Origin of the sequence: Novosphingobium beihaiense (assembly GCF_022832375.1) — a bacterium.
Taxonomy (GTDB): Bacteria; Pseudomonadota; Alphaproteobacteria; order Sphingomonadales; family Sphingomonadaceae; genus Novosphingobium; species Novosphingobium beihaiensis.
In genome coordinates this window covers 26,739-47,368 of record NZ_JALHLG010000032.1, presented here as the reverse complement: position 1 = coordinate 47,368, position 20,630 = coordinate 26,739, and the positions used below count along the sequence as shown (strand labels likewise).

The 20,630-nt window shown below is 64.1% G+C and carries 19 protein-coding genes and 1 tRNA gene; 3 read left to right on the top strand and 17 right to left on the bottom strand.

Features of this window, described 5'->3' with window-relative positions; translation table 11 throughout:
- Nucleotides 1-707: 707 nt before the first annotated feature.
- The 9 genes from MTR66_RS16325 to MTR66_RS16285 all read right to left on the bottom strand — a co-directional run bounded on the left by MTR66_RS16325 (nt 708) and on the right by MTR66_RS16285 (nt 8,575).
- On the bottom strand, nt 708-1,118 hold the full coding sequence (locus MTR66_RS16325; protein ID WP_243923000.1) for a DUF3035 domain-containing protein: 411 nt from the start codon (nt 1,116-1,118) through the stop codon (nt 708-710).
- 10 nt (nt 1,119-1,128) lie between these two features.
- Entirely contained in the window at nt 1,129-1,647 is a 519-nt protein-coding gene (lspA, locus tag MTR66_RS16320) for a signal peptidase II (RefSeq protein ID WP_243922998.1), read from the bottom strand.
- The gene (ileS, locus tag MTR66_RS16315) at nt 1,644-4,481 is read right to left on the bottom strand and encodes an isoleucine--tRNA ligase (RefSeq protein ID WP_243922996.1); all 2,838 of its coding nucleotides are present in this window, start codon (nt 4,479-4,481) and stop codon (nt 1,644-1,646) included. The genes lspA and ileS overlap by 4 nt, the downstream gene beginning before the upstream one ends.
- An 85-nt stretch (nt 4,482-4,566) precedes the next feature.
- Nucleotides 4,567-5,511, bottom strand: a complete 945-nt coding sequence (locus MTR66_RS16310) for a bifunctional riboflavin kinase/FAD synthetase (protein WP_243922993.1) — start codon at nt 5,509-5,511, stop codon at nt 4,567-4,569.
- Between the two features lie 11 nt (nt 5,512-5,522).
- Entirely contained in the window at nt 5,523-6,008 is a 486-nt protein-coding gene (locus tag MTR66_RS16305; protein WP_243923008.1) for a dihydrofolate reductase, read from the bottom strand.
- A 13-nt stretch (nt 6,009-6,021) separates the two neighbouring features.
- The gene (locus MTR66_RS16300; protein ID WP_243922991.1) at nt 6,022-7,080 is read right to left on the bottom strand and encodes a 5-(carboxyamino)imidazole ribonucleotide synthase; all 1,059 of its coding nucleotides are present in this window, start codon (nt 7,078-7,080) and stop codon (nt 6,022-6,024) included.
- Nucleotides 7,081-7,177: 97 nt separating this feature from the next.
- Nucleotides 7,178-7,633: a 5-(carboxyamino)imidazole ribonucleotide mutase gene (gene purE, locus MTR66_RS16295; RefSeq protein WP_243923006.1), complete on the bottom strand. Its 456-nt coding sequence runs from the start codon at nt 7,631-7,633 to the stop codon at nt 7,178-7,180.
- Nucleotides 7,634-7,658: 25 nt separating this feature from the next.
- Nucleotides 7,659-8,345 (bottom strand): 2,3-diphosphoglycerate-dependent phosphoglycerate mutase, encoded by a 687-nt coding sequence (gene gpmA / locus MTR66_RS16290; protein WP_243922989.1) that lies wholly within the window; start codon nt 8,343-8,345, stop codon nt 7,659-7,661.
- Between the two features lie 68 nt (nt 8,346-8,413).
- Nucleotides 8,414-8,575 (bottom strand): hypothetical protein, encoded by a 162-nt coding sequence (locus tag MTR66_RS16285; RefSeq protein ID WP_243922987.1) that lies wholly within the window; start codon nt 8,573-8,575, stop codon nt 8,414-8,416.
- Nucleotides 8,576-8,680: 105 nt separating this feature from the next.
- Between MTR66_RS16285 and MTR66_RS16280 the strand changes: the two genes are divergently transcribed.
- Nucleotides 8,681-8,755, top strand: a tRNA-Thr gene (locus tag MTR66_RS16280).
- A 142-nt stretch (nt 8,756-8,897) separates the two neighbouring features.
- Here MTR66_RS16280 and MTR66_RS16275 read toward each other — a convergent pair.
- The 3 genes from MTR66_RS16275 to ahpC all read right to left on the bottom strand — a co-directional run bounded on the left by MTR66_RS16275 (nt 8,898) and on the right by ahpC (nt 12,124).
- Nucleotides 8,898-9,200: a hypothetical protein gene (locus tag MTR66_RS16275; RefSeq protein WP_243922985.1), complete on the bottom strand. Its 303-nt coding sequence runs from the start codon at nt 9,198-9,200 to the stop codon at nt 8,898-8,900.
- Between the two features lie 637 nt (nt 9,201-9,837).
- The gene (gene ahpF / locus MTR66_RS16270) at nt 9,838-11,427 is read right to left on the bottom strand and encodes an alkyl hydroperoxide reductase subunit F (RefSeq protein ID WP_243922983.1); all 1,590 of its coding nucleotides are present in this window, start codon (nt 11,425-11,427) and stop codon (nt 9,838-9,840) included.
- 133 nt (nt 11,428-11,560) lie between these two features.
- Nucleotides 11,561-12,124 carry an alkyl hydroperoxide reductase subunit C gene (gene ahpC / locus MTR66_RS16265; protein ID WP_243922980.1) on the bottom strand — a complete coding sequence of 188 codons (564 nt, stop codon included), beginning with the start codon at nt 12,122-12,124 and terminating at the stop codon, nt 11,561-11,563.
- A gap of 669 nt (nt 12,125-12,793) precedes the next feature.
- Here ahpC and MTR66_RS16260 point away from each other — a divergent pair.
- A complete protein-coding gene (locus MTR66_RS16260) occupies nt 12,794-14,251 on the top strand; it encodes an SEC-C metal-binding domain-containing protein (protein WP_243922978.1) in 1,458 nt (485 codons plus the stop codon).
- Between the two features lie 282 nt (nt 14,252-14,533).
- Here the strand turns inward: MTR66_RS16260 and MTR66_RS16255 are convergent, their stop codons facing one another.
- Genes MTR66_RS16255 through bioF form a run of 5 tightly spaced genes read right to left on the bottom strand, consistent with a single transcriptional unit; the run spans nt 14,534 to nt 18,977 of the window.
- On the bottom strand, nt 14,534-15,787 hold the full coding sequence (locus tag MTR66_RS16255; RefSeq protein WP_243922976.1) for an adenosylmethionine--8-amino-7-oxononanoate transaminase: 1,254 nt from the start codon (nt 15,785-15,787) through the stop codon (nt 14,534-14,536).
- Nucleotides 15,784-16,419 (bottom strand): dethiobiotin synthase, encoded by a 636-nt coding sequence (bioD, locus tag MTR66_RS16250; RefSeq protein WP_243922974.1) that lies wholly within the window; start codon nt 16,417-16,419, stop codon nt 15,784-15,786. Before bioD ends, MTR66_RS16255 begins: the two co-directional genes overlap by 4 nt.
- A gap of 7 nt (nt 16,420-16,426) precedes the next feature.
- On the bottom strand, nt 16,427-17,182 hold the full coding sequence (locus tag MTR66_RS16245) for a methyltransferase (protein WP_243922972.1): 756 nt from the start codon (nt 17,180-17,182) through the stop codon (nt 16,427-16,429).
- Nucleotides 17,179-17,817: an alpha/beta fold hydrolase gene (locus tag MTR66_RS16240; RefSeq protein ID WP_243922970.1), complete on the bottom strand. Its 639-nt coding sequence runs from the start codon at nt 17,815-17,817 to the stop codon at nt 17,179-17,181. Before MTR66_RS16240 ends, MTR66_RS16245 begins: the two co-directional genes overlap by 4 nt.
- On the bottom strand, nt 17,814-18,977 hold the full coding sequence (gene bioF / locus MTR66_RS16235) for an 8-amino-7-oxononanoate synthase (protein WP_327194520.1): 1,164 nt from the start codon (nt 18,975-18,977) through the stop codon (nt 17,814-17,816). The genes MTR66_RS16240 and bioF overlap by 4 nt, the downstream gene beginning before the upstream one ends.
- Nucleotides 18,978-19,252: 275 nt before the next feature.
- Here bioF and MTR66_RS16230 point away from each other — a divergent pair, with 275 nt between their 5' ends.
- Nucleotides 19,253-20,215 (top strand): helix-turn-helix domain-containing protein, encoded by a 963-nt coding sequence (locus MTR66_RS16230; protein WP_243922966.1) that lies wholly within the window; start codon nt 19,253-19,255, stop codon nt 20,213-20,215.
- Nucleotides 20,216-20,630 lie beyond the last annotated feature (415 nt).

Here is a 20,630-nt window from a genome sequence, read left to right as displayed (position 1 = left end):
TCGAGAAAACCGCGCTATCTTACTCAACCTCGACGCAGCAAGGCTATGGCTAAAACATTTTGGCAAGCGACCTAGCAACATTGGCTCCGCCCTTAGAGGCCGGTACAGCCCTATCGTTCAGCAGCGAACCAGCGCTTCATGAAACGAAATGGCTTTGTCTCGAAGGTCCACCAAGAGAAGATGCTCCATCGCGACGCGTAGTTCAGCACAGCTACATGCCGATCAGGATGAGATGAACCGAAGCCGGAAAGCCCGTCATCCCCCCCCCCCGGGGCGAGTATGTCTTCGAAGACCAGAGCCAAGGGCCGACGTAGCTGAAGCGCATATGAGTTTGTTCGTGTGCACCGTTGGCACCCAAAGAGCCGAAATGAAGATTGGCCTCGCCGACCTCGTCTACAATATCCGGCGGTTCCTCTCCCTCGAGTGCATCAAATTCGCCTGACCCCGGCCTCTCAAAGCACCCGGCCCTCAAACCGGCGCGAACAATCGACAATCTTACGACGAGTCCCCCAAATTTGGGCTGCCGGAACCCCAAAAGCAGGCTCTTCGCTCTACCCCCAGCTTTTGAAGAGGGAATCTCTTCGATTCAGATTTCAGGCCCGATGCTCCGGACCCGCAGGGACCATGCAATGCGTCCGTAACAAGAAGGCATACGAAAAGGGCCGGACTTTCGCCCGGCCCTTTGCAATTCATGCTGTCAGCAGGCCTTAGCCGCCGACGGAGGTCTGTGCATCGCGGCCATCGCCTTCGGGGGCGGAGAGGATGGCGCGGGTCACCTGGCCTTTGGCGACGGTGTATGTCGAAGGATCGCCCACGTTGGAGCGGATGCCTGCAACCGCGGGGCCTGCAAGGGCCAGCGTCCGCTTCTCGATGTCGCTGCGGGCCTGCGGGCCGCCGAACAGCGCGTCGAGCGTCTTCTGCTGGATATTGTCGTCCGTGGGGCGCGGCTGGCCCTGCTTGGGCGGGGTCAGCGAGAAATCGGGCGGGACCACCAGCGGAGACTGGCGCTGCACCGCGAACTCGTCAGGACGGTTGCGGTTGAACAGCCCGGTGCTGCCGCAAGCCGACAGCAGGAGCGCGCCGGTCGTGACGAGGACCAGGGCACCGGTTTTCTTCATGGGTATCAAATCAACTCTCCGGAGCGGGTTCAGCCGTAGCGTCCGGCTTTTCGCGCGAAAGCAGGGATCGGGCAAGGATAATCAGGACGCCGATGGTAATCGCGGCGTCGGCAAGGTTGAAAATCAGGAACGGGCGCCATTCGCCGAAGTGCAGATCTGCATAGTCGATGACGAATCCGAACTGGAATCGGTCGCGGATATTCCCGGCCGCGCCGCCCAGCACCAGCGCCAGCGCGGCGATATCGCCCAGCTTGCGCTCGCGCATCATCCACACGAACACGAACAGCGCGATGGCGCCGGTCATCGCCACCAGCGCCCAGCGCCCCTCGGGCGAACCGGCGGTGAACAGGCCGAGCGAAACGCCGAAGTTTTGCGTGTAACGCAGATCGAACACCGGCAGCAGGTCGATCACGCGCACGCGCTCAAGCTGCAGTGGCCCGGTGAGCCAGCCCTTGAGCGCCTGATCGGCAAGGAAGATCAGCGCTGCCATCAGCAGCCCGGCAATGCGGTTGCGCATCGCCGCGTTCATGCTTCCTCCATGGCGCCCACGGCATCGTCGCAGCGGCCACACAGCGCACCGTCTTCGGAAACTTCCGGAAGGTGGCGCCAGCAGCGGCCGCACTTGTGGTCGGTAGAGGGAGTGACAGTCACCTCACTGCCTTGGCCGCGCGAGACTGTCGCGGTGATGAACAGCTCGGCCAGGTCGGCATCGGAGAAGTCCCCATCGGGCAGAAGATCGCTGCCGATCCGGACAGTGGCCTGCAGGCCGGAACCGATCGTCTTTTCGCGGCGCATCGGCTCGATCTGTTCCATGACGGTGGACCGGACGGCGCGCAGCCGCTCCCATTTCCGCTCAAGGCCAGAATTGCCATCGATGTCCGGATTTTCACCCGGTTCGATGACGCTGGGCACTCTGGGCCATTCGAGCAGATGCACGCTGCTGCCTTCGGGATAGCGTGTGGTCCACACTTCCTCCGCCGTGAACACCGTGACCGGCGCGGCCCAGCGCACCAGCGCGTGGAACAGTGTGTCGAGCACGGTGCGGTAGGCGCGGCGCTTGGGATCGGCCGGGCTGTCGCAATAGAGGCAGTCCTTGCGGATATCGAAGAAGAAGGCCGAAAGGTCCTCGTTGCAGAAATCCAGCAGTTCACGGACGTAAGTGTTGAAATCGAAGTCCGCGACGGCCTGGCGCAGCGTCTTGTCGAGCTTGCCCAGTAGGGTGAGGACATAGCGCTCCAGCTCGGGCATTTCGGCCACGGGCAGGGCTTCGGCCTCGTCGTAGTCGGCCAGCGCGCCCAGCAGATAGCGCATGGTGTTGCGCAGCTTGCGGTACTGGTCGGCGGTGCCTTTCAGGATCTCGTCGCCGATGCGGTGATCTTCGGTGAAATCGACCGAGAGCGCCCAGAGGCGGATGATGTCGGCGCCGTACTGCTCCATGATCTTGAGCGGATTGACGGTGTTGCCCAGCGACTTCGACATCTTGAAGCCCTTGGCGTCCATGGTGAAGCCATGGGTCAGGACCGCCTTGTAGGGCGCATGGCCGCGCGTGGCGCAGCTTTCCAGCAGCGAGGACTGGAACCAGCCGCGATGCTGGTCGCTGCCTTCCAGATAGAGGTCGGCTGGCGGACCGCTATAGTCGGCCGGGCGCATGAGATCGGGCCATTTGCCCGATTCGAGCACGAAAGCATGCGTCGAGCCCGAATCGAACCACACGTCGAGAATGTCGGTGATGCGCTCGTAATCCTCGGCGCTGTAGGCATTGCCGAGGTATTCCTGCGCGCGCTCGTCGGTCCATGCATCGACGCCGTTTTCGCGGATGGCGGAGACGATGCGCGCGTTCACTTCCGGATCGGCGAGATATTCGCCGCTCTTGCGGTGGACGAACAGCGTGATCGGCACGCCCCAGGCACGCTGGCGCGACAGCACCCAGTCCGGCCGGGTGTTGACCATCGCGCTGATGCGGTTGCGGCCCTTGGCAGGCACGAAGCGGGTGTCGGCCAGCGCGTCCCATGCGGTTTCGCGCAGAGTCAGGCCCTGATGGGGCAGCGGCTTGTCCATCGGCACGAACCATTGCGGGGTGCAGCGGTAGATTACCTTGGCCTTGGACCGCCACGAGTGCGGATAGGAATGCGTGTAGTCCGCGCTCGCCGCCAGCAGCCCGCCCGCTTCGCGCAGCGCGGTGCAGATGGGGCCGTCGGGCGCATTGAACTTGGGATTGATGACCGAGCCCTGGCCGCCCAGCCACAGCCAGTCGGCACGGTACTTGCCGTCGCCTTCGACCACGAATTTCGGGCCGATGCCGTGCGCCTTGCACAGATCGAAGTCGTCCTCGCCATGGTCGGGCGACATGTGCACGAGGCCGGTGCCGCTGTCGGTAGTGACGAAATCGCCGGGCAGGAACGGGCGCGGCTCGGCGAAGAAGCCGCCCAGGTGATGCATCGGGTGCAGGGCCTTGGCGCCTTCCAGCAGCGGGCCCTTCACGTACATCTCGAAGTCGTAACCGTCCTCGTTGAGGCGCTTGCAGAAGGCATCGACCAGCGGTTCGGCAACGAGGTACTTCTTGCCCGCAACGGTGATCTGCAGGTAATCGATCGGCTTGCCGTAGGCGAGCGCCTGGTTGATCGGGATCGTCCAGGGCGTGGTGGTCCAGATCACCGCCGTGGTGCCCACCAGTTCGGGGCATTCGGGTGCCTCGACGATCTCGAAGCCGACGTCGATCTGGGTGGAGACGATGTCCGCGTATTCCACTTCGGCATCGGCCAGCGCGGTCTTTTCAACCGGGGACCACATCACCGGCTTGGCGCCGCGATAGAGCATGCCGCTTTCGGCAAACTTCATCAGCTCCGAAACGATCGTCGCCTCGGCGTCGAAATCCATCGTCAGATAGGGGTGGTCCCAGTCCCCGCCGATGCCCAGGCGTTTCAGTTGCTCGCGCTGCACATTGACCCAGTTCTGGGCATAGGCGCGGCACTCGGCGCGGAATTCCTCGGGGGGAACTTCGTCCTTGTTCTTCTTTTTCTTGCGGTATTCTTCCTCGACCTTCCATTCGATAGGCAGGCCGTGGCAGTCCCAGCCGGGCACGTAGGGCGCATCCTTGCCCAGCAGGGTCTGGGTGCGCACCACCATGTCCTTGAGAATATGGTTAAGCGCGTGGCCGATATGCATATCGCCGTTCGCATAGGGCGGGCCGTCATGCAGGATGAACTTTTCACGGCCGCGGCGGTGCTCGCGGATCGTCTCGTAAATGTTCTGTTCCTGCCAGCGCGCAAGAATACCCGGCTCCTTCTGCGGAAGCCCGGCCTTCATGGGGAAACTGGTCTTCGGAAGGAAGACGGTGTTACGATAATCGCGCTGCTCGGTCATGATCGGCGGGCGTTAACGTAAATGGCTTAACGTTGGAAGAGTCCGCAGTGCGTACAAATCACATGGGGACAGCGCAAAACTGCGTTCAGACTCCGGTTTCGCCGATGCCCGCCAGCAGTTCGCGCGCCTTGACGCAATCGGCGCCGATCTGCGCGATCAGCGCGTCGAAAGAATCGAACTTGGCTTCCGGGCGCAGGAAGTGGTGGAACGACACTTCGATTTCCTGATCGTAGAGATCTTCCGAAAAGTCGAAGAAATGGGGTTCCAGCAGCTCCTTGGGCACTTCGAACTGCGGGCGGATGCCCAGATTCGCCGCCCCCGGCAGCACGCGCCCGTCCGGCAGACGACCGGTCACGGCATAGACGCCGTAATGCGGGCGCAGATAGGATTCGAGCGCGATATTGGCGGTGGGAAAGCCCATTTCGCGGCCCAGCTTGTCGCCGTGCTGCACCGTGCCGCGAATCGCGAAAGGCCGGGTCAGCAGGCGCATCGCCGTGGCGCAGTCACCCGCCTTCAGGGCATCGCGGATGCGGCTGGAGGAAATCACGCCCTCCCCATCGCAGACCGGGCCGACGGTGCGGCCCGAAAGCCCGAAGCGCGCGCCCGCCTCGCGCAGCACTTGCGGATTGCCCGAGCGGCCCTTGCCGAACGTGAAATCCTCGCCGGTAACGACGCCTGCCGCGCCAAGGTGCCCGGCCAGTTCCTTCTCCACCCAGCCGGGCGCGCTCATCGCCGCCATCGCCCGGTCGAAATGGAGCACCAGCATGGCATCCGCCCCGGCCCCGGCGAAAAGTTCCTCGCGCTGTTCCAGCGTGGTCAGGCGGAAAGGCTCGGCATCGGGCTGGAACAGGCGCACGGGGTGCGGATCGAACGTGGCGACAATGGCCGGGCGGCCTTCGGCCCGCGCCCAGCGGATCGCTTCGCCGACAACGGCCTGATGGCCCTGATGGAACCCGTCGAAATTGCCCAGCGCCACAATGGCACCGCGCAGCGATTCGGGAATGGGATGACGGTTGTCGAGGCGAATCATGTCGGCAGGGCCTATAAGTCGCGGATCAGCGTCACGAAAGCGTAAGCCGGTGCCTCACCCTGAGCGGCATGCTCTTCCCGCGCGGTTTCGCGCCATTCGGGGCCGGGCGGGGGCATCGCGGTATCGCCTTCGTAATCGCCATGGACTTCGGTAAGCTCGATGCGGCGGGCATGGGGCATCATCAGGGCATAGATTTCCGCGCCGCCCACCACGGCCACTTCGCCGTCTCCCGCCAGCGCCAGGGCTTCCTCCACCGAATGCACGACTTCGGCGCCTTCGGCCTGCCAGGCGGGATCGCGCGTCAGCACGATATGGCGGCGGCCGGGCAGGGGGGAAGAAAAGCTCTCGAACGTCTTGCGGCCCATGATCATCGGCTTGCCCATGGTCATGGCCTTGAACCGCTTGAGATCGGCGGAGAGGCGCCAGGGTAAAGCACCGTCGCGGCCGATCACGCCATTGGCGGCGCGCGCGTAGATAAGGAACAGCTCCTGCGCCATGCCGCCTGCCGCCTCAGTCCAGCGTGAGCCGGGTGACATGGCCCATCTTGCGCCCGGGGCGTGCGGCGGCCTTGCCGTAAAGGTGCAGGTGGTTCGCCGGATCGGCCAGGATCGCGGGCCAGTCGTGCGCTTCGTCGCCGATCAGGTTGCGCATCTCCACGCCTCTCGCCGCCAGCCCGGTGCCGCCCAGCGGCAGGCCGCAGATCGCGCGCACATGGTTCTCGAACTGGCTGGTGACGGCGCCTTCGATCGTCCAGTGGCCCGAATTGTGGACGCGCGGGGCCATCTCGTTGAAGACGGGGCCCGCTTCGGTAGCGAAGAATTCCAGCGTCAGCACGCCCACATAGTCCAGCGCTCCGGCCACTTTCGCGGCGAGTTCGCGAGCGGCGGGCACCTGCTCGATCAGTGCCGCAGGCGCGGGCACAGTGCTGACGGCGAGAATCCCGCTTTCGTGCACGTTGTGCGCCGAATCGAAGAAGCGGATGTCGCCATCCGCGCCCCGGCACAGAATCACCGAGAATTCGGCGAAAAAGGTGACGAAACCTTCATAGATCAGCGGCTGGCCGGGCAGATCGAGTCCTGCCGCATCGTCCGACGCCATGATCCGCCACTGGCCCTTGCCGTCATAGCCGTCGCGTCGGGTCTTGAGGATGCCGGGCGCGCCGATCTCGGCAATGGCGGCGGTCAGATCCTCCGCCGAATCGACCGGGGCGAACGGCGCGGGTGTGCCGCCTAGGCCGGTGACGAAGCGTTTTTCGGTCAGCCGGTCCTGCGCGGTTTCGAGCGCGCGCGGATGCGGCAGCAGCGGCACTTCGCCCAGCGCGGCGAGCGGCGCGACAGGCACGTTCTCGAACTCGTAAGTCACCACCGCGCAATCGGCGGCGAAAGCGGCCATGGCCTTGCCGTCGTCCCAGCTCGCGCAGGTGAACGCGGCGGAGACTTCGGCGGCAATCGAATCGCCTTCGGGCGCATAGATATGGCAGCGATAGCCGAGCTGCGCGGCGGCCATGGCGATCATCCGGCCAAGCTGACCGCCGCCAAGGATACCGATGGTTTCGCCGGGTGCGATCATGGGCGTGCTACCTACCGTCCTTCGACAGGCTCAGGACGAGCGGAGTTTGCGTTGAGTGTGCGGTTTTTTCCCCGCTCATGCTGAGCTTGTCGAAGCATCAGGATGGCCGCTCGGCTACGCTGGCGGTCTGCGCCGCGCGGAAGGCCTGGAGCCGTTCCGCCAACGCGTCGTCGGACGTTGCGAGAATCGAGGCGGCGAGCAGGCCCGCATTGGCCGCGCCTGCTTCACCGATCGCCAGCGTGCCGACGGGGATGCCCGCGGGCATCTGCACTATCGAGAGCAGGCTGTCCTGCCCCGAAAGCGCCTTCGACTGCACCGGAACGCCCAGCACCGGCAAGTGCGTCATCGAGGCGACCATGCCCGGCAGGTGCGCCGCGCCGCCCGCACCGGCAATCACGACCTTGAACCCTTCCGCCGCCGCGCCCTTGGCGAAGTCCACCAGCCGGTCCGGCGTGCGGTGGGCAGAGACGATTCGCGCGTCGTAGGCCACGCCCAGCTTGTCGAGCATATCGGCGGCGCGCTGCATGGTCGGCCAGTCGGACTGGCTGCCCATTATGATGGCGACAGGAACCGTCACCTCAACGCTCCGAGAGATAGTAGCGGTCGAGCACCGCCAGATCGGCATCGAGATCGTAGATGATCGGCTGGCCGGTCGGGATTTCGAGCCCGGTGATCTCGTCGTCCGAAATGCCCGAGAGGTGCTTCACCAGCGCGCGCAGGCTGTTGCCGTGCGCGGCGACCAGCACAGTGGCGCCTGCCTTGAGATGCGGCACGATCGAGCTTTCATAGTAAGGCAGGACACGCGCGATAGTGTCCTTCAGGCTTTCGGTCTGCGGCACGTCGATCCCGGCATAGCGCGGGTCGTCCGAGAGATCGAATTCGCTGCCGCGTTCCAGCACCGGCGGCGGGGTGTCGAAGCTGCGGCGCCAGATCTTGACCTGCTCGTCGCCATGCTTGGCCGCCGTCTCGGCCTTGTTGAGGCCGGTGAGGCCGCCATAGTGGCGTTCGTTGAGGCGCCAGTCCTTGGTTTCGGGAATCCAGAGGATGCCTGCCGCTTCCAGTGCGAAGTGCAGCGTCTTGATCGCGCGGGTCTGCACCGAGGTGAAAGCGACCGTGGGCAGCATGCCCTTGTCCTTGAGCAGAGCGCCGGCGGCGCGGGCCTCGGCTTCGCCCTTCTCGGTCACATCGACGTCCCACCAGCCGGTGAAGCGGTTTTCGAGGTTCCACTGGCTCTGGCCGTGGCGGAGAAGGATCAGGCGAGGCAAGGCAGGCTCCCTATTGTCTTGCGGCGGCGCGTTCCATACCGCGCTTCGCGATGGTCAGGCCGCAGCCCCTAGCTTTCCGGGGGCGATTTGGAAAGCCTGCCCGATTCGGTATCTCCGCTGCGTTGCTGCGAGGATACCGCGCGGGCCTGTGCCTTGCGCCGGTGCAGATTTTCGCGCAGTTTGGCCGCCAGGCGCTCCTCGCGCGAAAGCTTGTCCGGGGTCTCTTCCATGGGCGGGCCATGCCGCGTGCGTCAGGAAAGCGCAAGCGGTGCTTGACAATTGGCGCCGCTGCAGACAATAGCGCGCCCCTGCCCCGGCGAGACCGGGATGACGGCGCTGCTGTAGCTCAGTGGTAGAGCGCACCCTTGGTAAGGGTGAGGTCGGGAGTTCAATCCTCCCCAGCAGCACCATCACTTCAACAACTTAGCGAATAATTTGGCCTCCTATCTACCCCTCGGAGAACATTTTGGGAGGGGCGGATTTGCTCGGTCAGGCCGGTGCAAAAAGAACCGCTCGGCCGCTCGGACGTCCTGATTTTAGGCATTTGACGGCCTACGCGGCGCCGCTGAGCGATTCGGCGCCACGGTTTGACCCCAGAATTGTGTAAGCTTCATCAGCGTGATGGAAGAAGCTGGTAATGTCTAAGGGCATCTCGTCGCTCTCACGCCCCAAAGCGCTACGCGCCAGATAGCCGAAGCACTGCACGGCTTCCTCATAAGCGTGGGCCTTGCCCACGCTCTGCAACATGTCCAGCACGCCAGTGAGCAGCCTCGACGGATCTGAAAATGGAACTGCCGAATCGCGATGGGCAACGCGCGGAACAGGATGGGGCAACAGACCAGGCCCGGCGCTCATGCTCGGTTAGGCCGTGTGGCATCTATCGGTGCCAACTCCACCGATCAACACCACCCTGTTGCTACTGTCGCCCACCTGCCCCACACTGAACTTGGTCGAGAACGTATGGCGGTTCATGCGCGACAACGTCGCCGATCGGCCGCAGTCAAGCTTTAAGCTGCTTGATCGAACAGCCATGGCGCATCATGCTCATCAGTCTATGCCAATGGGCGCATGAGGCGGTGGCAAGAGTGCGAGGCACGATGGAAGAAAGAAGGGGCGCCGGTGGCGCCTGCTTATCCGAAGCGGCTTCTCAGGTCCGAAGCGACATCCCCGTTTCGGGTCAGTGCGAAAGTCATGGGACCAGATCTACGCAGCGACTGGCAAATCCAGATGTCTTTTTCTTTGCAATAGTCGCGAAGTTCGTAGAAATTGTCTTCTTTATAAGCGAAGCGATGAAATTCCGATATATTACTATTCATGAGGGCTTATATATATCAAATTTCTCAAATTTTCAACCCGCATGCCTGAAGTAACTTTTTTCCGGCAGCGGATTGTGCCCGGTAGCGCCGCGAATTCGTAGCAGTGCCCACGAAAACGGGCGGAATCCGGCCCGGATTCCGCCCGTCTCGGTTTTCGGCCGTAGGCCCGGCCGCGTTTACGCCGCCTGGGCGATTTCCGCCGGAGCCTCGTTGCGGATCAGGTAATCGAAGGCCGACAGCGCGGCCTTGGCGCCTTCCCCCATCGAGATAATGATCTGCTTGTAAGGCACCGTGGTCGCATCGCCCGCCGCGAAGACGCCGGGCAGGTTGGTCGCGGCCTTCTCGTCGATCACGATCTCGCCGCGCCCGGTGAGTTCGACGCCGCTGTCCTTCAGCCATTCGGTGTTGGGCACCAGGCCGATCTGGACGAACACACCTTCCAGCTCGACATGGTGTTCCGCGCCGCTTTCACGGTCCTTGTAACTGAGGCCGTTCACCTTCTCGCCGTCGCCGGTGACTTCGGTGGTCTGGGCCGAGACGATGATATCGACATTGGCGAACGAGCGCAGCTTGTCCTGCAGCACCTGATCGGCGCGCAGCTGCGAGTCGAACTCGATCAGCGTCACATGGCCGACGATATTGGCAAGGTCGATCGCCGCCTCGACGCCCGAGTTGCCGCCGCCGATCACCGCCACGCGCTTGCCCTTGAACAGCGGGCCGTCGCAGTGCGGGCAATAGGCCACGCCCTTGGTCTGGTACTCGGCCTCGCCCGGCACGCCGAGGTTGCGCCAGCGCGCGCCGGTGGAGAGGACGAGGCTGCGGGCCTTCAGCGAGGCGCCGTTCTCGAACACCACTTCGTGATAGCCGCCCACCGCCTTGGCCGGGATCAGCTTTTCGGCGCGCAGCAGGTTCATCACGTCGATGTCGTATTCCTTGACGTGGGTTTCCAGCGCGCCCGCCAGCTTGGGGCCTTCGGTGTAGGGGACCGAGATGAAGTTCTCGATGCCCATCGTGTCCTGTACCTGCCCGCCGAAGCGTTCAGCCGCAATGCCTGTGCTGAAGCCCTTGCGCGCGGTGTAGATCGCGGCCGAGGCTCCGGCGGGGCCGCCGCCGATTACCAGCACTTCGAACGGCTTCTTTTCGGCCAGCTTGGCGGCCGCCTTGGCCGCCGCACCGGTATCCAGCTTGGCGAGGATCTCTTCGAGGCTGATCTTGCCCGAGGCCCACATCTCGCCGTTGAGGAACGTGGCAGGCACGGCCATCACGCCGCGTTCGTCCACTTCGGCCTGATAGGCGCCGCCTTCGATCAGCGTGACCTTGGCCTTCGGGTTCTTCAGTGCGATCAGCGTCAGCGCCTGCACCACGTCGGGGCAGTTGTGGCAGGAGAGCGAGAAGAACATCTCGAAATTCATCTCGCCGTCCAGCGCGGCGATCTGTTCGAGTACTTCATCGGAAACCTTCGGCGGATGGCCGCCTGCCCAGAGCAGGGCGAGCACCAGCGAGGTGAATTCATGCCCCATCGGCACCCCGGCGAAGCGCACTTCGGCTTCGGGGCGGGCCTTGGCGGCAATGGTGAAGGAGGGCTTGCGGGCGCTGTCGCCGTCGAACCGCACGCCCACCTTGTCGGACAGACCGGCGATCGTTTCGAGCAGTTCGCGGGTTTCGGCCGACTTCGGATCGCCGCCAAGCGAGGCGGCGAGCTCGATCGGCTCGCGCAGCATGGCGAGATATTGCGAGAGCTGTTGCTTCAGGTTGGCGTCGAGCATTTCAAAATCCTGTGTCGTAAATCGGGTTGGAACGAGTGGCGGCCCGGGGCTGAGGGGGAGTGGGGGGCTAGCCCCGGGCCGCGCCGTCAGTGGTCCCAGGGACCACTGCTCTCGGAGCGACCCGAGAGGAGGCTCAGAGTTTGCCGACGAGGTCGAGGGAGGGAGCGAGGGTCTCTTCGCCTTCTTCCCACTTCGCCGGGCAAACCTGGCCGGGGTGTTCGCGCCAGTACTTGGCAGCCTTGATCTTGCGGACGAGTTCGGCGGCATTGCGGCCCACGCCCTCGGGGGTGATTTCCATGAGCTGGATCACGCCGTCCGGATCGATCACGAACGTGGCGCGGTCGGCAAGGCCGGCATCACGCAGCACGCCGAAGTTGTTCGACAGCTCGTGGTTCTGGTCGCCGAGGAACGGATAAGTGCACTTGGCGATCTTGTCCGAGGTGTCGTGCCAGGCCTTGTGGCAGAAATGGGTGTCGGTCGACACGCCGAAGACTTCCACGCCCAGGCCCTGCAGCGTTGCGTACTGGTCGGCGAGGTCTTCCAGCTCGGTCGGGCAGACGAACGTGAAGTCGGCCGGATAGAAGAAGAACACGGCCCACTTGCCTTCGATGTCCTTTTCGGTGACGTCGAAGAAGTCCTTGCCCGCCTGGAATGCGGTGTTCTTGAACGGCTTGATGCTGCTGCCGATGATACCCATGGTCGTATGCTCCCTCGATTGGGTGTTGAACTGACGAAGAGGGAGATAGGCGCGCTGCGTGACGATTTGTAGCGCGATGAATCGATTGGCTTGATCGAATTAGGCGATCAGTCGACGATGGATTGTGCGAATTCGCCGATAAGATGTGTCTCCCGTGCGGCATGGAGGCATGTTCGCGGATGAGCGCTGGCGCGCGCACTGTGCGGAGCCGTGCGAAGTTTTCGAACTTCATCCACATGGGCCATGAGGTTATTTTCAGGAAACCGCTATTTTCCATACACTTGCATGGCTCGGAACTTCACGCCGCAAGGACGTGGATTTCACGAGAAGGATGAACGGTTCAAGGAGCGGGGCAAACGGATGCCGCGCGCAGTGTGTCAGGCGATGGCGATGTAGGAAAGTTTGGAGCGCTATGACGCTGGCGAAGCAAGTTCGGCGTGCTGGGATGCACGATGGCTTGAATGGGCCGGTTGCAGACTGGCGGCTTTCGAGCTCCGTGAGTAGCGAACAGACGTTCAGCCTACGCAACCTTGCCTACGCTGCTCGCAGGGGCAGTCTAGAATGCAGCTCCATCGCGCAGGACACCAATCAGCGATAAAGTTGCTTTCGTTTCCGATATGTATGCCGTAATTTTTGGAACGTGCCGTTCCAGCCGTGATATGATCCGCCATGGCCATCTTAAAATCTGAAGGTGTATCGCCCACTGAGCGGCTATTGGCGGAATTGTGCGACCGCACCTTTTTGCGCCTTTGGAGTTATCCTAATCCGTGCCGCGACGATGGAAAAGAACTGTGCGACCTGCTCGTCGTCTTTCAGAATGACGTCCTGATTTTCTTCGACCGAGAAAATCGGAGATTTGACAAAAATCCAGAAGACGTTGATCTGGCTTGGAAGCGCTGGCGCAAGGAAGTCATCGACAAGCAGGTTGCCACCGCCCACGGCGCGGAGAGGTACATTCGCTCCGGGCGATCGATCTATCTGGATCCTCAGAAGAAACAGCCATTTCCTATTCCTATCGATCCAGGCCAGGTGCGGTGTCATAAGATCGTTATTGCGCATGGCGTGAAAGACGCTTGCAAGCGAGCTTCTTCGGCAAACGTTTCGGGTAGCTTGGCGATCTCCTACGAGGAGAAAGACGAGCGGCTCGATCACCCGTTTTTCGTGCAGATTGATCGGAAACATCCCGTCCACATTCTCGATACCGAGAATCTGGAAATCGCCCTGACCGAACTCGATACGATCTTCGATTTCACGGCTTATCTGGATGCAAAACTCGAAGCGATTCAGCGTCACGCCCTATCGTATTGCGGGGAGGAAGATGTCATCGCGCACTACTTTCTCAATTTTGATGAGAAGAAAAACCGCCATATGATCGGTACGCTCGACGCGTTCGATACGGTTCATATCGGCGAAGGCGAGTGGTTCGATTTTGAGCGCAGCGAGCCATATGCGCGGCGGAAAGCGGCGAACCAAACTTCGTATTTCTGGGATCGCTTGCTACAGATCACGTCCAACAACGCGCTCAAGGGTGTGCTCGGCGGAAACAGCAAGCCTTTCCACGGCAAGAGCGCCTTGCATTTCATGGCCATGGAGCCGCGTTTTTCCCGGCGGGGCCTTTCGGACTTCATGCTGAAGTCGATAAGAAACTTCCCGGAATCTGATGAGCCAGTGGTTCGTAACGTCTCGCTGATGCCCTCATTCTACGAAGGTATGGTGTACGTGTTCCTCCAGCTCAAAGCTTCAAATGATCTCCGAAACTCAGAGACCTATCGGGAGGTACGTTCCGGCATGCTTGAGATAGCGTGTGGCGCTGCGAAGCTCAGAATGCCGACTATTAAGAGAGTGATCGGCATTGCGACTGACGCGCCGAAGTTCGCGGGCAAAACAAATTCCGAAGATTTGCTTTTGATGGAATTTGAGGAATGGAATGCAGAGCGACAGGCCTACTACGAGGAGGCTAATAAGGAGCTGAGATTTTTCCGGACACCGCAAATGCAGGCGAGCAAACAGACGATCTCGGAGTTTCCGAGGGCGACTGCGAAACCCAAAGCACGCGCCAAAGTAGGAAGAAACGAACTATGCGTCTGTGGCTCTGGCCTGAAGTACAAAAAGTGCTGCGGCCGATAGAGCTTACGGGCCGTGGAGGATGTAACGGGGGCTAGGCGAGCGATTGCCGTGGAGCAGCCAATCCTTTCCCCCGGCATGAAGCACTTGCCCTCGTTGTCAGCCGGTGAGTTCGCAGGAATGCTGACATATTTGGCCGCGCAGCCATGTAATTGAGCCCCAAACGCGCCCTATAGCTAACGTTTAAAGCTCCTCCGTGCAGAGGCTTAGCAATGTCCGCTTCCGGGATATTCTTCCGGTTGGCGGAATGACCGACAATGGCGCAAAACCAGCCCTTGTGTCCCCTCACCCCGAAATCACCGCCTCGCCAATCGCGTTCCACACGTCCCCAAGCTGCTCATCCGTAATGCAATACGGCGGCATCACATAAACCGTGTTCCCCAGCGGACGCAGCAGCACGCCGCGTTCGCGGAAGAAGGCCATCAAGCGGGGGGCGAGGGTGTCGAGATAACCGCCGGCGCCGCTGGTGCGCAGGTCCAGTGCGGCGATCGTGCCGCGCTGGCGCGGGTTGTCGAAGTGGCAGAACTGGCCGAGCTTCTCCAGCCATGCGGCCTGTTTCGCGGCGAGCGTGGTGATGCGTTCGCGCACCGGTTCCTCGCGCCAGATCGTAAGGTTGGCGCTGGCCGCGGCGCAGGCGAGCGGGTTGGCGGTGTAGCTGGAGGAGTGGAAGAACATCCGCGCGCGGTCGGTGGACCAGTGCGCCTCGAAAATGGGCTCGCTCGCCATGGTGACGGCGAGCGGCATCGAGCCGCCGGTCAGGCCCTTGGACAGGCACAGGATATCGGGGACCACGCCTGCCTGCTCGCAAGCGAGCAGCGTGCCGGTGCGGCCCCAGCCGGTCATCACTTCGTCGGCAATGAACAGCACGCCGTAGCGGGCGCAGATTGCGTGCATCGCGGCGAGCGTTTCGGCGGAATAGAACAGCATCCCGCCCGCGCCCAGCACCAGCGGCTCGACGATCAGCGCGGCGGTATCCGGCGCTTTGCAGTATGCCTCCAGCGCATCGAGCGTGTCCTGCTCCGCGCCCGGTGCGGGATAGGGGATGCGGCCCACGTCGAACAGCAGCGGTTCGTAAGCCTGATTGAACACGCCGCGTTCGCCTACCGACATCGTGCCGATGGTGTCGCCGTGGTAGCTGTGCTCCATCACCACGATGCGGTGGCGCCCTTCGCCGCGCGCGTGCCAGTAACCCAGAGCCATCTTCAGCGCGACTTCGACGCAGGTGGAGCCGGAATCGGAGAAGAACACCCGCGTCAGGCTTTCCGGCATGATCGCGCGCAGGCCCGCCGCTACCTCTTCGGCGGGCTGGTGAGTCCAGCCTGCGAAGATCACCTGATCGAGTTTCTGTGCCTGCTGCGCGATGGCGGCCATGATCTTCGGGTGGCAGTGCCCGTGCGTCGTCACCCACCACGAGGAGATCGCATCGATCACCGTCTGCCCGTCCGCCGTGTGGAGCAGGGCGCCCTCGGCGCGCTCGACCAGCGGGATCGGTTCGCCCAGCCCATGCTGGGTGAAGGGGTGCCATACGGACGATGTCATGCGGTGAAGTCCTCCAGCCGGAAATGCGCGGCAAACGCGTTGCGCAGGGCGCGGGGCGTTAGTGGATCGATCAGCGGCAGGCGGCCGAGGCGCTTGACCTGCCCCATGGCGCAGATGGTCGCCTCGCTGTCCTCGACCGGATCGCCGATGAAGGCCACGCCGAGCAGCGGCACGCCGCGCGCACGCAGTGCCTCGATCGAGAGCAGCGTGTGGTTGATGGTGCCGAGCGTGGTGCGCGCGGCCAGCACCACCGGCTTGCCCCAGCGGGCGAACTGGTCGGCATAAGTCTCCGTGCGGCTGATCGGCACCAGCACGCCGCCTGCGCCTTCCACCACCAGCGGGCCATCGACTTGCGGCAGCGCGAGGCGCCTGGGATCGATGGCGACACCGTCGATTTCGGCGGCGAGGTGGGGGGAGCAGGGGGTGGCGAGGCAATAGGTCTCGGGCAGGACTTGCTCGCAAGGCAGATCGGCCAGCCGGGCAATGCGCTGCGCGTCGGTGCCGTCATCCTCGATCCCGGCTTGTATGGGTTTCCAGTAACAGGCGCCCAGCGCGCCCGCGAGCGCGGCGGCGAACACGGTCTTGCCGATGCCGGTGTCCGTGCCGGTGACGATAATCGTAGGGGAAGTCATGGCCGCGTCACCTAGCGCGTTGCAGGTGGCAGGTCACGGCCTCGTATGTAACATCGCACCCGCCGCGTTCGAAGGCGGCCATCACGCCGCGCAACTCGCGGGGGGACAGCGGGCGGTGTCCCGGCTGCGAGGTGCCCGCGCCGATGGCTTTCACCGCATGGAGGAAGGCGCGGGCATCGCTATGATGTTCGATCAGATGCTCGACGGTCAGCGCTTCGGGTTCGAGCGCGGCGAAGGCTTCCACCGGGGCGAAGGCGGGCGTTCCTGCCGTCAGCCCTTGCGTTTCGTGCGCTGTGCGCCATTCGCGGAAGCTGCCGGGGCCCAGTGTGGTGACAAGGCAATGCCCGCCGGGTGCCAGATGCCCGCAGAGGCGCCGCAGCGCGGCGGGGGCATCATCGAACCACTGCAGGGCGAGGCTGGAGCAGATGAGATCGAAGGGGCCGCCCGCGATCGTTCCATGCTCGCCGTCCAGCACGGCAAAGCGGCGCCGGGCGCTTTCGCCGAGACGCGCGCGGCACCGCGCGACCATGGCGGGGGAGATGTCGGTGACGAGCCATTCGCCGCCGATCCCGCGCTCTTGTAGGGCCTCGGTGAGGAAGCCGGTGCCGCAGCCGATCTCCAGAATGCGCGGGTTATCTGGCAGGGGCTGGGCGGCAATGCGGTCGGCCAGCGCCTGCGCTACGTCGCGTTGGATGCGGGCGTGCCGGTCATAGTCCCGCGCCCCGGTAAAGGCCCGGGCGATCCGTTCGCGCTGCCGGTTCATGCCAGGGCCGCCACCGCACCCTGCACGGCCTGTGCGCAGAGTTCGGGGTTTTCGCGCGGAAGGAGATGCCCGGCGGTTTCGTGCTCCAGCCGGTGAACCTCGCAGCCGCTGAAGGCGTCTGCGCGCATTTCGGCGGGAAGCAGCGGATCGCGCCCGCCGTTCAGCGCCACCACCGGCACGCGCGGCAGGGGCGGGCGGGCATCGCGCAGGCGCAGCAGGTCGGCGTGGAGCGGTTCGGGATCGATTTCGCCGAACGGATCTTCGCAGCCGCAGGTCTTGCGGAATTCGGCGAGTACGCCGCGCGGGTCCGCTTCGAAGCGGCGCAGCATCCGGTCCACCACGCGCACCGGCACGCCGGGCTTGCCGGTGCGCGTGGGTTGCGGGGGCTGGGCGGTGAAGCGCTCGAAGCCGTTGATCGCCACCAGCCCCATCAGCCCCGGCGGCGGATCGGCCAGCACGCGCATGGTGCCGAAGCTGTGCGTGACGGCGAGGCACGGTCCCTCGATGGCAGGCGTCAGCGGCGCGCCGAAGTAGCCCCGGTCGTCGATCACATGCTCCCATTCGGGCAGCAGTGCGGCGAGCGGTTCCCAGAAGTGCCGGTCGAAGCCCCAGCCGTGGGCGAAGAGCAGTTTCACAGCGCCGCTCCGATGGCGGCCAGCAGCGCGTCGATATCGGCCTCGGCATGGCCCGCGCGCAGGGCGATGCGCAGGCGGCTGGTGCCAGGCGGGACCGTCGGCGGGCGGATGGCGGAAGCGAGGAACCCGGCGTCTTCCAGCCGGGCGGAGAGCGCCATGGCATCGGCTTCCGCGCCGATCACGGCTGGCACGATCTGGGTGGAGGACGCGCCATGGTCCAGACCCAGCGCGGCCAGTCCGGTGCGCAGGCGCGTGCCCAGCGCGGCAAGATGCGCGCGCTCGGCCTCCATGCCGGGGACGAGATCCAGCGCCGCGTCGATGGCGCCCAGCACGCCCGGCGGCGGCGCGGTGGTGAAGATGAAGCCGCTCGCGGCATTGACCAGATAGTCGATCAGCACCCGCGAACCGGCGATATAGGCGCCGAAGCCGCCCAGCGCCTTGCTGAAGGTGCCCATGATCAGGTCTATGGCGCCCGGCACTTCCGCGCTGAGCCCCCGGCCTTCGGGGCCGAGCACGCCGGTCGCGTGGGCCTCGTCCACGAACAGCGCGGCGTGGTGGGCTTCGGCGAGCGCGGCAAGGCGGCGCATGTCCGCCCGGTCCCCGTCCATCGAAAAGACGCTTTCGGTGAGGATCAGGCGCGCCGGAGCATCCTTGCCCTTTTCGGCCAGCAGCGTTTCGAGGTGATCGAGGTCGTTGTGGCGGAAGCGGTGCTGGCGCACACCGGCCATGGCGATCCCGGCGTGCATGGAGGCGTGGATCAGCCGGTCGGTGAACACGGCCGCGCCCGGCATGGCGGCGAGCAGCGCGGGTATCACCGCGGCATTGGCCTGCCAGCCGCTGGCGAAGATCAGCGCGGCCTCGGTACCCTTGAACGCGGCGATGCGCGCTTCGAGCGCCAGATGCGCTTCACTGGTGCCCGTCACCAGCCGCGAGGCGCCCGAGCCGGTGCCGTGGGCTGCTGTCCATTCGCGGGCCCGCTCGATCAGCAGCGGATGGCGGGCAAGGCCGAGGTAATCGTTGCTGGAAAAGTCGGTGAGCTCGCGCCCTTCGCGCAGAACCCGCCCGTGCGGTGCCAGCGCGGCCGGGCGCAGGGTCCGCCGCTGTCCGGCCGCGTCGATCCGGGCAAGGGCGGCGGCAAGGTGGGAATCGAGCCGGTTCATCGCCGCAGCCGGTATGGCATGGCGCGCGCCGAGACAATGGCCGATGGGCGATCCTTTGGGGCGGCTGCGCTGGAGGATCGCGTCGCGATGCGCTGTGTGGTACAAACCGGGCAAGCTCATGTCCCGTTTCCGGGACACTTGCAGGCAGGGCATGATTTTTCGTCCCTTGCGCCGTATCAAGGCGCGGGCATCGACAGAGACCTACAAGACCGGCGACTCTCGGCAATCAGACCGACGCAGATCAGACCGGCATGGCGGTGAGGAGCGGACAGACAATGGGCAAATGGTCCAGCCACAGTGACAAGGTTCTCGACACGGTGCAGTCGGGGCAGGCGGCGGCGGTATCGGCGGTGGCGGCGTCGTGGTGCCGCTCGGCCCTGCGCCATGGCCTCGATCCTTCGGGGGCCCGGCGCAAGGAACGGCTCTACGACAGCGAACTTGCGGCGCTGCGGGCCGGAAAGGGCGAACTGCTCGCTGCGGCGGCGCCTGCGCTGGACAGTCTGTTCGGCACGGTGGGGCGTTCCGGTGCCTGCGTGATCCTTTCCGATGTCGATGGAGTGGTGCTCGAAGCGCGTTCGGGCGCGGCGGAAACGGGGCTCTACGATGCCATCGGCCTGGTGAACGGCGCCGTCTGGAGCGAGGCGGTGGAGGGAACCAACGGCATCGGCACCTGCCTTGTCGAACGGCGCCCGGTCGCGATCCTGCGCGAGGAACATTTCGCCAGCCGTAACATCGGCGTTTCGTGCATGGATGCCCCGGTTTTTGATCCCGAAGGCCGTCTTGTCGCCGCGCTCGACGTATCGAGCGCGCGGCCCGAGCATGGCGATGCCATGGCCGGGATGATCGCCGCGCTGGTGAAGGACGCCGCGCGCGCGATCGAGCGGGACTATTTCTGCCGCCGTTTCTCCAGTGCGCGGATCGTGCTGGCGGGTGAAGAGCACGGCAGCGGCCCCTCTTTGCTGGCGGTGGACCGGGACGACCTCGTCATTGGGGCCACGCGCGTGGCCCGCAAGCATTTCGGCCTGGGCACCGGCCCCCGGCTGGCCCCGCGCCCGCTGGCCGATGTCATGGGGCAGGGCGATGCCGCCGGTTTCGAAGACGGCGAGCGGGCGGTGCTGCGCCAGGCGTTGGCCCGCTCGAACGGCAATGTCGCGGCGGCGGCGCGCCTGCTCGGCATCGGCCGCGCGACGATGTACCGTCGCATGGAGCGTGCGGGCATGGCTGGCCGGGTGCATTGAGGACCGGGATCAGGGCAGATTGTGCAAAACTTGAATGATTTCCTTGGCGCCGGGTGAGCTTCGGCTGGTCCCGTGGATAAGATCTGGCGTGAACGAACGCCCGCTATCAGGCCGCTATTTTTGTTGATGGAATGGCCGAAAAGTCGAGGAAAGCGGACCTTCCTTCGGAAGGCCTCATGCATGCGCTCCTGTTTGGACAGGAGAGGTGCGGACGAGCTCATCCTTTGTCCGTCGTCGAAACATTTGGCATAGATAGGTGTGTAGAGGGCTATTTCAGGCCGAATATGGAGGTCTTGCTTGAATTTAAGCTCTCCGCTAGGTCGACGGCATGAAAGCTCATCTCGGTGCTGACGTGGCAGCGGTGAAATCAGCGCGGTCGGCGAGATCGCAGCTTGTCAGTCAGCTGGCAGCTCCT